Origin of the sequence: Streptomyces sp. ISL-100, assembly GCF_018614615.1 — a bacterium.
Lineage (GTDB): Bacteria > Actinomycetota > Actinomycetes > Streptomycetales > Streptomycetaceae > Streptomyces.
In genome coordinates, this window is the sequence record NZ_JAGGOK010000154.1 from 1 (window position 1) to 11,140 (window position 11,140).

Annotated in this window: 13 protein-coding genes; 9 read left to right on the forward strand and 4 right to left on the reverse strand. The window is 68.4% G+C overall.

Features of this window, described 5'->3' with window-relative positions; all coding sequences use genetic code 11:
• Positions 1-194: 194 nt before the first annotated feature.
• From J7E89_RS40390 to J7E89_RS40405, 4 genes are read left to right on the forward strand one after another with little or no spacing between them, the layout of a single operon-like run.
• Positions 195-515, forward strand: coding sequence for an L-rhamnose mutarotase (locus J7E89_RS40390; RefSeq protein ID WP_214981515.1), 321 nt, complete (start codon positions 195-197; stop codon positions 513-515).
• Between the two features lie 24 nt (positions 516-539).
• Positions 540-1,967, forward strand: coding sequence for a BNR repeat-containing protein (locus J7E89_RS40395; RefSeq protein WP_374197002.1), 1,428 nt, complete (start codon positions 540-542; stop codon positions 1,965-1,967).
• A 26-nt stretch (positions 1,968-1,993) separates the two neighbouring features.
• Complete coding sequence (locus tag J7E89_RS40400) at positions 1,994-3,421, forward strand: L-fucose/L-arabinose isomerase family protein (RefSeq protein WP_214981519.1); 1,428 nt, start codon at positions 1,994-1,996, stop codon at positions 3,419-3,421.
• Positions 3,421-4,467, forward strand: coding sequence for a LacI family DNA-binding transcriptional regulator (locus tag J7E89_RS40405; protein WP_214981522.1), 1,047 nt, complete (start codon positions 3,421-3,423; stop codon positions 4,465-4,467). The genes J7E89_RS40400 and J7E89_RS40405 overlap by 1 nt, the downstream gene beginning before the upstream one ends.
• Here the strand turns inward: J7E89_RS40405 and J7E89_RS41695 are convergent.
• Positions 4,429-4,677 carry an Hsp20 family protein gene (locus J7E89_RS41695; RefSeq protein ID WP_251061773.1) on the reverse strand — a complete coding sequence of 83 codons (249 nt, stop codon included), beginning with the start codon at positions 4,675-4,677 and terminating at the stop codon, positions 4,429-4,431. The two genes, J7E89_RS40405 and J7E89_RS41695, sit on opposite strands and share 39 nt — an antisense overlap.
• Before the next feature lie 154 nt (positions 4,678-4,831).
• Here J7E89_RS41695 and J7E89_RS40415 point away from each other — a divergent pair, with 154 nt between their 5' ends.
• The gene (locus J7E89_RS40415) at positions 4,832-5,203 is read left to right on the forward strand and encodes a hypothetical protein (RefSeq protein ID WP_214981524.1); all 372 of its coding nucleotides are present in this window, start codon (positions 4,832-4,834) and stop codon (positions 5,201-5,203) included.
• 179 nt (positions 5,204-5,382) lie between these two features.
• Here the strand turns inward: J7E89_RS40415 and J7E89_RS40420 are convergent, their stop codons facing one another.
• Both J7E89_RS40420 and J7E89_RS40425 read right to left on the reverse strand, forming a co-directional pair.
• A complete protein-coding gene (locus tag J7E89_RS40420) occupies positions 5,383-6,213 on the reverse strand; it encodes a lipase maturation factor family protein (protein ID WP_308315781.1) in 831 nt (276 codons plus the stop codon).
• 2 nt (positions 6,214-6,215) lie between these two features.
• On the reverse strand, positions 6,216-6,545 hold the full coding sequence (locus J7E89_RS40425; RefSeq protein ID WP_251061774.1) for a cation:proton antiporter regulatory subunit: 330 nt from the start codon (positions 6,543-6,545) through the stop codon (positions 6,216-6,218).
• Between the two features lie 510 nt (positions 6,546-7,055).
• On the opposite strand from J7E89_RS40425, the gene J7E89_RS40430 reads away from it, so the two are divergent.
• The 4 genes from J7E89_RS40430 (at position 7,056) to J7E89_RS42250 (ending at position 9,177) form a co-directional block, all read left to right on the forward strand.
• Positions 7,056-7,799 carry a VOC family protein gene (locus J7E89_RS40430; protein ID WP_308315782.1) on the forward strand — a complete coding sequence of 248 codons (744 nt, stop codon included), beginning with the start codon at positions 7,056-7,058 and terminating at the stop codon, positions 7,797-7,799.
• 49 nt (positions 7,800-7,848) lie between these two features.
• The gene (locus J7E89_RS40435; protein ID WP_214981526.1) at positions 7,849-8,046 is read left to right on the forward strand and encodes a hypothetical protein; all 198 of its coding nucleotides are present in this window, start codon (positions 7,849-7,851) and stop codon (positions 8,044-8,046) included.
• Between the two features lie 268 nt (positions 8,047-8,314).
• Positions 8,315-8,716: a hypothetical protein gene (locus J7E89_RS42245; protein ID WP_308315783.1), complete on the forward strand. Its 402-nt coding sequence runs from the start codon at positions 8,315-8,317 to the stop codon at positions 8,714-8,716.
• Entirely contained in the window at positions 8,695-9,177 is a 483-nt protein-coding gene (locus tag J7E89_RS42250; protein WP_308315784.1) for a PP2C family protein-serine/threonine phosphatase, read from the forward strand. The genes J7E89_RS42245 and J7E89_RS42250 overlap by 22 nt, the downstream gene beginning before the upstream one ends.
• Before the next feature lie 17 nt (positions 9,178-9,194).
• On the opposite strand, the gene J7E89_RS40445 is transcribed toward J7E89_RS42250, so the two are convergent.
• The gene (locus J7E89_RS40445; RefSeq protein ID WP_308315785.1) at positions 9,195-10,991 is read right to left on the reverse strand and encodes a TerD family protein; all 1,797 of its coding nucleotides are present in this window, start codon (positions 10,989-10,991) and stop codon (positions 9,195-9,197) included.
• Between the last annotated feature and the right edge of the window lie 149 nt (positions 10,992-11,140).

Genomic DNA, 11,140 nt, shown 5'->3' on the forward strand with positions numbered 1-11,140 from the left:
AGATGTGTAAAAGAAACAGAACCCACCCCCTGCCGGGATCCACCCCCGGCAGGTTTCCCACACATCCGGCCCGACCGTCTCCCCGGCCCATTCCCCCATCACCACGAGAAAGAGTCTGGCCCCACCGCGCACGCGGCGGGGCCAGAACCCAAGATCTTCACGAGCCTTCTAGACGGACAGGCCGGTACGCACCCATGCAGCGCGTCTGTTTCCTGCTGAAGGTCCGTCAGGACCGCATCGACGAGTACCGCGAACGGCACGCGGCGGTCTGGCCCGGCATGCTCGAAGCTCTCTCGGCCACCGGCTGGCACAACTACTCGCTCTTCCTGCGCGAGGACGGACTGCTCGTCGGCTACCTGGAGACCGAGGACTTCGCCGCGGCCCAGGCCGCCATGGCCGCCACGGACGTCAACGCCCGCTGGCAGGCAGAGATGGGTGAGTTCTTCGAGGCGCTCGACGGCGACCGTGCGGACGAGGCCATGAAACCGCTCACCGAAGTGTTCCACCTTGCTTAACAGACCCCTCGAAGACCGGAGAGACTGATGAGACGACCCCTGACCGCCGCGGTAGCCGCCGCCATGTTCACCGCCGTATCCCTGCCCGGTACGACAGCGCAGGCGGCCGATCCCGCCCCGGCGGTCAGCAAGGTCGCAGACACCCAACTCGACTCCCAGGCACTGTACTTCGTGTCGTACAACGGCCTGGTCAACAACAACGCGTTCCAGAAGAACGGCCTGCTCACCTACAAGGGCTACCAGTACGCCACCTGGTACACCGCCGACCGCAGCGCGGTGGTCGCCCGCCGCGCGCTGGGCGCCTCTACCTGGCAGACCGTCAAGCTCGGTCACCAGCTGCGCTACAACGACTCGCACAACGTGATCTCCATGGGCGTGTCGAAGACCGACGGGCGCCTGCACCTCAACATGGATTCCCACAGCGACGGGTTCTTCTACGTCAAGTCGGCCGCCGGCCTCCTCGACAACCCGGCCGGACGAGCCTGGACGGCAGGCGAGTTCGGCGGCGTGCAGACCACCCTCGACGGACTCGGTCTCACTTCGCAGTTCACCTACCCGCAGTTCGTCGCCACGCCCGAGGGGCGCCTCCAGCTCAGCTACCGCGTCGCCGTCTCGGGCAACGGTCGCAACGCGCTCGCCGAGTACGACGGTACGAAGTGGACGGCGCTCGGCGAGTGGTCCAGCTCCACCGGCACGTACACGAGCGAGCACGGCTCCAGCACCGCCCGCAACATGTACCTGCACGGCATCGACTACAGCGCGAACGGTACCCTGCACGCCTTCTTCACCTGGCGCGAGCAGAACGGAGCCGTCATGTGCAACAGCGGCGGCATCACCAACCACGACTCCGGCTATGTCCACTCCACCGACCGGGGGCGCACCTGGCGCAACGCGGCGGGCACAGTCGTGGGCACCACGGGGAGCAGCGACAAGGTGGCCGTCACCGACGCCGGACTGATCGCCGATCCGCTCAGCCCCGACCACTCCCTGATGAACCAGGAGAGCCAGGCCACCGACTCCGCGAGCCGGCCGCACGCGCTCATCAGCTACGTCCCGGGCCGCTTCGGGCAGTGCACCACCAACTACGTCAACGACCGCACGGCCAACGGCCGCGTCTTCCATGTCCGCAAGGACATCACGACCGGAGCCTGGAAGAAGACCGAGATCCCGGTGCCGCTGAACTCCAGCCAGCGCACCAAGCTGGTCCTGGACAGGTACGACAACGCCTACGCGGTCTTCCCGTACGGCCGCATCGCCGCCGCCTCGAAGGCCTCCGACTACACGGACTGGAAGGTCCTGTACGACGGCAGCGGCCTGAACGCCTTCGGCGAGGTTGTCATCGACGAGACGCGACTCAAGGTGGACGGCGTGCTGTCCGTCATGTACCAGCAGAAGTCCAGCGGTACGACGCCGTCGCCGATCCGCGTCGTCGACTTCTCCCTCCCCAAGTGACCGGCCCTGGTGACCGGAAGGACGCCATGACCTTCGTACGCACCCCCGCCGTCGCCCGCAAGCCCCGCATCGGGCTCGTGGCAGGCGGACTCGGCGCCTACTGGCCCCAGTTCCCCGACCTGCTCCCGCAGTTGGAGCGCTCCGCCGCCCGGGTCACCGAGCGGATGCGGGAGTTCGACGCCGAGGTCGTCGACATCGGCTTCATCTCCGACGCCCAGGAGGGCGCGGCCGCGGCTGAGAAACTGCGCGGGGCCGACTGCGACCTCATCGTCGGCTTCCTCACCACCTACATGACCGCGACCATGCTGGTCCCGATCGCCCAGCGCAGCGGCGCCCCCGTGCTGCTGATCAACCTCCAGCCCACCGAGTCGATGGACCACGCCTCCTTCGACACCGGCGCCTGGCTGGCGTACTGCGGCGCCTGCCCGCTGCCGGAGATGGCCAACGCCTTCGAACGGGTCGGCGTGCCCTTCCGCTCCGTCTCCGGCCATCTGGAGGACGAGCTGGCCTGGCAGCGCATCGGCCGCTGGATCCGGGCCTCCGGCGTACGCTCCGTGCTGCGCAACGGACGGCATGGGCTGATGGGCCACCTCTACCCGGGCATGTACGACGTCTCCACCGACCTGGCCATGGTCCCGGGCAACCTCGGCGGCCATGTCGAGGTCCTGGAGTTCGACGATCTTCGGGTCCGCGTCGAGCAAGTCAAGGACGACGAGGTGGCGGCGAAACTCACCGAGACCCGCGAGGTCTTCGACATCGCCGGCTCTGTCGTCGAGGACGATCTGGCCTGGGCCGCCCGGGTCTCCGTCGGCCTTGACCGGCTGGTCGCCGACTTCGACCTGGACTCGCTCGCCTACTACCACCGGGGCCTGGACACCGAGATCCACGAACGGCTCGGCGCCGGAATGATCCTCGGCTCCTCGCTGCTCACCGCGCGTGGCGTCCCGGCCTGCGGCGAGTACGAACTGCGCACCTCACTGGCCATGCTGATCGCGGACCGCCTCGGCGCCGGCGGCTCCTTCACCGAGCTGCAGGCACTGAACTTCCGGGACGGTGTGGTCGAGATGGGACACGACGGTCCCGGCCATCTCGCCATCAGCGAACGCAAGCCGCTGCTGCGCGGCCTCGGCGTCTACCACGGCAAGCGCGGCCGGGGCGTATCGGTGGAGTTCGACGTCAGGCACGGGCCGGTGACGCTGCTCGGGGTCGGCCAGACCCGGGACGGAAGGTACAAGCTCGTCGCCTCCGAAGGTAAAGTGGTCGGCGGCCCGCTGCTGAAGATCGGCAACACGACGTCACGCGTCGACTTCGGCTGCGACCCCGGTGAATGGACCGACGCGTGGAGTGCGAGCGGTGTCGCCCACCACTGGGCGCTCGCCACGGGCAGCCTTCTGCCCGACCTGCGCGCGCTGGCCGGTCTGACCGGACTGGAGCTCGTGGAGGTTTCTGCCTGATGGCACAGTCGGTGGGTATCAAGGACGTCGCCCGGCTCGCCGGGGTGTCCGTCGGCACGGTCTCGAACGTCATCAACCGGCCCGAGTCGGTCACCGAGGAGACGCGGGCGCGTGTGCTGGCCACCATCGACCAGCTGGGCTACGTACGCAGCGAGTCCGCCCGCCAGTTGCGGGCGGGCCGCAGCCGGATCATCTCCCTGCTGGTGCTCGACATGGCCAACCCGTTCTTCGTGGACGTCGCCGCCGGCGCCGAACGGTCCGCGCGGGCGGCCGGGCTCGGGGTGATGCTGTGCAACAGCGGCCAGAGTGCCGCTGAGGAGAGTGAGTACCTCGGCCTCTTCAGTGAGCAGCGGGTGCGGGGCGTACTGATCACTCCGGTGGACCCCACCGGCCGTAACCTGCGCTCCTTCAAACGGCACGGCATCCCGTATGTGCTCGTCGACCGGGTGGCCCCCACCACCGAGGGGTGCTCCGTCTCCGTCGACGACGTCACGGGCGGAGCCCTGGCCGTACGCCATCTCATCGCCGAGGGCCATACCGAGATCGCGTACGTCAGCGGGCCCCTGCACCTGGGCCAGTGCCAGGACCGGCGGGCCGGCGCCCTCCAGGCGCTGGCCGAGGCCGGTCTGCCGGCCGACCGGCTGCGGCTGATCGAGGCCGAGCGGCTCGACGTGGCGGCGGGGCGTGACTCAGGTGCGCGGCTGCTGGGCATGTCGTCCCGCCCGACCGCGGTGTTCTGCGCGAACGATCTGCTCGCGCTGGGGGTGCTGCAGGTGCTGTACGGGGCCGGGGTGAGCGTTCCCGACGACATCGCCCTGGTCGGCTACGACGACATCGAGTTCGCCGCGGCGGCCGCTGTGCCGCTGACCTCCGTACGCCAGCCGGCCTTCCAGATGGGGCGGATGGCCACCGACCTGCTCATCGAGGAGACCGGCGACGCGGCGGACACGCACCAGCACCAGCGGATCGTGCTCCAGCCGGAGCTGGTGGTGCGGGACTCGTCGCTGTCACGCCGCCGCAGAGACCGGGCGTCCGGCGACGCGTAAGCAGTCCGTATGCGCGTGCGGTACCGCAGCGGCGGATGCTTGTTGAGGCCTGATGCCGTCCTGTTTGGGTAGCCCGACCTGAGCGACAAGATCTGCGTCGTACGTCGCCTCGATGTGCTCCTTGTCCAGGGTCTCGCCGAGGAACAACTGCCGGCTGAACGTGCCGGTGGGCCGCTCGGAGATCACTGCTTCGGCGCCCTCCTTGCTCATCGGCGGCCCGATGAGCCGAAAGGCGGAGGCTGACCAGCCAAAGGGCCCGTTCGCGCCCTCGATCCGTGGTGATCCGTAGCATCGAGGCGGGCAGCGGCCGCTGCTGTCGACGCGCGGCCTCCAAGATCTACGGCTGATCGAAGGAGAGGGGCCCATGGCACGGGTCGTGCTGGAGGGCAGCGATATCGTCGTCCGCCTGACGTGGTGGGAGAAGCTGGCCGCGCGCCGCCGTGAAGTGAGGGTCCCGGCCTCCGCGCTGCGCCAGGTGCGCATCGAACCCGACTGGTGGAGGGCGGTACGCGGCGTGGCCGGCAAGGGTGTCTGGATCCCCGCACGGCGGTGCGTGGGCATCCGGCATGTCGGTGACACGAAGGAGGACTTCGTGGCGATCCGGGCCGACGGTCCGGTGCTGTGCGTCGAGCTGCGCCGCTGGGCACCTTTCAGCCGGCTGGCCGTCTCCGACCCCCATCCCGAGGTGGCGATACACAAGCTGCAACCCCTGGTACCCCGAGACCGCCTGGGATGATGCCCGGGCCATCTGGCCAAGGCTGTGGGTATCGAAAACTCGTCAAGGTCGACATCGACCGCAGCCCCAAGCTCAGCAAGCTCAGTGCCCGCTTCGGTGTCCAGGCCGTACCTATGCTGCTTATCGGGTCAGCTCGTCTCATTGACCTCGCCGTGGACGGCCGGCTCCGAGTTGATTTATCAGAACCCCTCGACGCCAGGCCGGCTCCGAGCCGGAGGCGCCTTCATGACCGGGGGGACGTAGTCCCCGACGAGCGTGCGCTGCCACCACGCGCCGCTGTGCCGCAGCTCGTGGCGGTCGGCGAAGCGGTAGCGGTAGAGACGGGCACGCAGGAACGTGGGCGGGGAGGCGGGGAACGGGTTGCGGCGCACCAGTTTGAGGGCGACAGGGTCGTTGTCTAGCAGCTTTACGAGGAACGCGGCGAACCAGGGTATTGCGTACGTGGGTGAGATAGCCGCGAACCGCATCATCCAGTCGAACCGCAGGTGGTAGGGAGCCACTTGCGGCGGGAGGCGGCGCACGGCACCGGGTTTGCCCCTGAAGTCGTATTCCTTCCACACCGTGTCGTCGGTGATCTCCGGTTCGTCGGTGCCTTCGATGACCACCTCGTGGCGGATCCGTTCGATGCCGCCGAAGGCTCCGTAGGTATTGACCAGATGGAGGGGGTTGAAGGAGTAGTTCATTACCTGGTGGCGGGAGAGGAGGTTGCGGATCGGCCAGTAGCTCAGCACGGCCACCAGCACCGTGACGGCGATGACCACGCGCTGGTACCAGGCCGGTGTGGCGCCGAATGCCGGAGGTTCGGGAAGTGGCAGGACCGCGGCGGCCCGCGCGCCGTCGATCGCGGTCACCGCGAGCAGGACGAGCGATACCCCCCTCGCCCAGGGCCAGCCCGCCAGCAGATAGAGCGGGACCGGTGAGAGCGTAAGGTGCCGCGCCACAGCGCCGAGCACGCTGAGGGCGGCCAGAATGAGCCCGAGCTCCAACAGCAGCGTGACAGGGGTACGCACCCTCAGCCCTGAATGATCCGGTCCACGCCGGCGATTCCCTCACGCGTTCCGATCACGACCAGGACATCACCCGCCTGGAGTGTCTCGTCCGGCGTGGGAGATGCGATCACTTGCTCACCACGAACGATCGCCACAATCGAAGCGCCGGTCCGGGATCTTGCCTTGGTGCGGCCCAGGGGTTGACCTGCGTAGGGGCTGGCAGAGCGGATCTCGACCTGCCCGGACACCAGCCCAGGAACCTCCTTGGTGAGGTCGGCGAATCCTTCGGCGATCCTCGGCGCCCCGAAGATCTCCGCCACCGCGTCGGCCTCCGTGCTGTTCAGACGGACCAAGGGCCGCCCCTCGTCGGGGTCGTCACGCAGGTAGACAACCAGCTCGAAATCACCGGTCCGCTCCGCGACGATGCCGACCCGGTGCCCTCATGATTGGTGAACTCGTACCGGATCCCGACCCCTGGCAGGAGTACCTCGGTGACATCCATGCGCTCATCATCACCGCACCCCGCTGTGCAGCTCGGAATGCGCGCCGAGGCGTGTCAACGAGGGGTGAGAAGACAGTTGGCACAAAGTCTGATTAAGCGTCGCCCCTTCTTCCGCCTCCGGTTGCCGCAGGTCATGGGGCACTCAATGCTGGGAATGTGGGGCCCGTGAGAGGCGTGGGACCCATGCAATGTCCAGTCCCGGACCCCGGCCTACAACTAGAACCGCCCCCGCTCGGCAAGCGACGCCCGCACCGATCAACTGCTCAGCACAGTGCTCAGAACATCCGGGCGCGGAGGGTAGAGGAGGATGGCCGTGGTGCTGGCGGACAACTCGCTGGGCGGGCCATGCTGGCTGAGTCTCATGGCACGCGATCTGGGCGGCGCCGAGCGCTTCTACGGCGCCGTGCTGGGCTGGACGTTTCGGCGGGGCGGTTTCGGGCGGGCGTTTTGCGTGGCCGAGGTGGATGGCGTCACAGTGGCCGGCATTGGAGCGATGGCTGCGGAGCTTGCCGTGCCGGCGGCGTGGACGGTGTATTTCTCGGTCGCGGACGCCGATGTGGCAGCCGCTCGTATCAGAGAACGCGGAGGCACGGTCGGGGTTGGACCGGTCTCCTTTCCGCCACGCGGGCGGGCGGCTCTGGTCGCGGACCCAGAAGGTGCCTCCTTCGGTATCTGGGAAGGCCGTGCCCTTTCCGGGTGGCGTGTCGGTGAGGGTGGGGCCCCGGCTTGGGTGGAGCTGCATACAAGGAACGCGTTCGACGCAGCCCTCTTCTACGGAGGGGTCCTGGAGTGGGGGAACGGGGGAGAGGGAGGCTGTGAGGTCTGGTACGAGGAGGATCAGGTCGTTCTGCGGCAGGGGGGTGAGCCTGTCGCCCGTCTGAACAGCGGACCGGTCGAAGAAGCAGCGAGAAGGCCGCAGCTGAGGCCGCGGTGGCTGGTCCACTTCAAGGTTCCGGACCTGGAATCGGCGAAAGCCGCAGCCCTTGAGCACGGCGGAAGCATCGCGTCGGGAGCCGAATGGGGTGGCCACGGGCAGCAGGTCACTCTGCGCGATCCCGATGGAGGTCTGTTCACCCTTGATCAGGTCGTCCCCGACAGGGCCTGATCAACCCCGCGAGAGCGCACGCCCGCACTGTTGGTGACAAGGAGCTGAAATGGACGACATCGAACTTGACGATCCGCGCGTGCTCACACTCGCGAAGGCACACCAGCAAGTCATCCATGAGTCCGTGTGGCACGTCGGTGACGCCCCACCCTGGGAGGATCTGACCGAGGCGCAGAAGAAGGCGGCCCTGATCGAGGCTCGGGACTGGCTGCGCGCTGCGGACAGGACCGGGCTCCTCGCCGCATGACAGTCTTCAGCCAGGGGAGCGGCAAGGTCAGGACTCTCGCCAGCCGAGTGTGATCAGCATGTTCTTGGCCTCCTCGGCCACCTCCCGGGTGCACCACTTCGGAAAGAAGACCCTGGAGGTGCCCCAAAGCGGCAGGCCAGAGCTACGCTGGTGGGGTTATCGTTCGGGCTCCTCGTTTTCGTCTGCCGAGCAGCAGAACCGCGGGCCTCTCGCCTGGTGAGGCCGATGGGCGGATGCGGGCCGTCCCCCGTTTGATGGGTTGACCGGCATGGCTTCGCTCGAGGGTTCCGCCCGTATGCTCCGCGCTCTGCTGCGGGCCAGTCATCTGTCCGCGTTCGAGGAGCTCCCGGCCCTGGTGGCCCGCCATGCCGGTGAGATCGGGTTGCGGCGGGCGCGCATCTACGTGGCCGATCTTCAGGAAGTGGTGCTACGGGAAGCCACCGGCCAGGGCCTTGACGCCGGAGAGGGCGGGCAGGAGCTGCGCGTCGATGCCACCTTGCCGGGCCGTGTCTTCTGCAGCGCACAGTCCCTGTCGACGCCCGCCGACGGCTGCGTACAGCACTGGCTTCCCGTCCTGGACGGCACCGAGCGTCTCGGCTTGCTGCGGCTGGACACAGACAGTTCGGCCAGAGCCGTTACGCAACCGCCGTGCTGGGCGACCTCGACCTGAAGACCGGTGTGCTGAGCTGGATCAACTGCGGCCACCACCCACCCGTACTGATCCGCGGCAAACGCTGGACCGCCCACCTGGACTGCCCGCCCACGCACCCACTGGGCACGGATTTGGACGTTCCGGTCAACCTGTGCCGGGCGCAGTTGGAGCCGGGCGACCGGCTGCTGCTCTACACCGACGGCGTTGTCGAAGCCCGCGACGCGAAAGGGCACGAGTTCGGCCGCGACCGGTTCGTCGACTTCGTCATCCGCGGCCAGGCCGACGGGCTGGCCGCCCCCGAAACCCTGCGTCGCCTCGTCCGCGCCGTGCTGGCGCATCACGACGGACAGCTCACCGACGACGCCGCTGTCCTGCTCTGCGAATGGCACGGCGACACACAAACCACCGCCTCACCCGCCCAGTACGAGAGCGCGATCCGCCAGGGGTCTCGCCGGTCAGCCCTGAGCACCTCTTCCTGAAGCAGCGGGTACCTGTTTCACCCCGCCGGAGCCGCATCAGCGATGTCGACCCCGTATCCCCGTGCGAGGTCGTCGAGGCCGTGGTCGTAGCCCTGGCCGACTGCACGCAGGCGCCACACCGGGCCTCTACGGTAGAACTCGGCGAGCAGCATGGTGCGTTCCGTTGTGGCGGCATCCAGGGTGGCACTCGCGAGCGGTGCCGCGCTGCTTCCGGGAGCGGTGCTGATCTGGATCGCGCCCACGTTCCCAAAGGTGGCGGCGCCATCGATGGCCGCGGCTACGACGATCTTGCGGGTCGCGGGCGGCAAGGACGCGAGGTCGACCGCGATGGTCTGTTCGGCCGGGCCGCCGGTGAGGAGCCGCACGGTGCCGGCCGGACTCTCCGGCACCCCGTAGAAGATGAAGTCCTCGTCGAAGGTGACCTGTTCGTCCTCGTCGAGGATGAAGGCAACCACGTCGACCTCGCAGTCGGCCTGTGGAGACCAGCTGCCGGTGACGTACCACTCGGGCGCCGGTGATCCGTGCGGCATGGGCAGGTCGATGACGCCGCCCCTTGGCAACACATGCGGTGCTTGCGGCCGGGTGGTCGGCCCGGCTGGGCCGGCGGCCGTCGGGGCGGTGAGCCAGTGCTCATCATGCAGGGGAAGTTCAAGGGCGGTGATGCGGCGGATACGGCGGTCGTTCTCGCCACCGGCAAGGAGTACGACGTCGGTGACGCCGGCCGACAGGTTGACCGCCGCGGATCCGCCGAGTGCGACGACGCGGGTACGGGCAGCCGCGGCTTCGGTATGCGCGCCACCGAGCACCAGCACCCGTCGTCCCGCGAGCGGTCTGTCCGGTGCGCCGTCCGGCGACACGGTGCCGGCGGCCCTCGGGCGGCGCGGGGCAGGGACGGCTGCGTGGGAAGGCGTCGTCAGGAGGTCGGGCGTCTTTGGGGGTGTTGCCACGGCAAAAGCCGTCGCCTCGTGGGATGTCCCGGTCCGTACATCGCTCAGCAGCCGCAGGAAGGTGTGTTCATCGATCACCGGCACGCCTTCGGCGGCCGCGCGGCGGGCCTTCGTGGACTCCGACGAGGGTTCGTTGGTGACCAGCGCGCTCGTGTGTCGACTGACGGTCGTCATCATGTTCAGCCCGACGGCAACAGCCCGCCCGACGAGTTCTGCCCGGGAGGTTGCGGTCTCGCCGGTGATGGCGATCTTCATGCCCTGGGCGAGGGGGCCGCCGGGAGCCAGTCGTCCCGGGTTGCGGTAGGCGCAGGGCGTCTTGGGCGGCTGAGGCGTGAACTGGGATTCCTGCCGGGGCGGGCAGGACACCAGCGGCAATGGCAGATCAAGTCGAGCCGCCTCGCGCAGTGAAGCCCGCAGGATCCCGGCCAGTACCCGGGTGTCATCCAGCGCGTCGTGTGCGTGCAGCTGCGGCACCCCGTAGTGGGCGGCAAGCGTACCCAGCTTCATGTCGTCCGTCGGCGGGTCCACTTGGCGGTTGAGCGCCAGGGTGCAGAGCCGCTGTGACACCGGCAGCCACAGCCGCGCGCGGGCGAACTCGTGAGCCAGGAAGTCGTAGTCGAACTGGGCGTTGTGGGCAACCAGGACGCGGTCCTGAAGCATGGCCCCGATCCGTCCGGCGACCTGGTCGAAGGTGGGAGCGCCTTGCAGCCGCTCGGCGGTCAGTCCGTGCACATGCACGGGCCCGGGGTCGCATCCCGGGTTGAGCAGCGTCGAAAACTCCCCTGTCTGCTCGCCGTCCGGACTGACGGTCACCACCGCGACAGACAGCACACGGTCCCGCCGTGCGATCAGGCCCGAGGTCTCCACATCGATCAGGGCCCAGTCGTAGGCGTAGTTACATACAGGGGAGGGGTATGTAAGACGCGGTGGCGGCTAGGAAGCGCGGTATGCGAGCGGCGAGCACGCCGGGCACTCGATGTCCGGGATGATGACGCCCGAGGAGATGGACAAGCTGG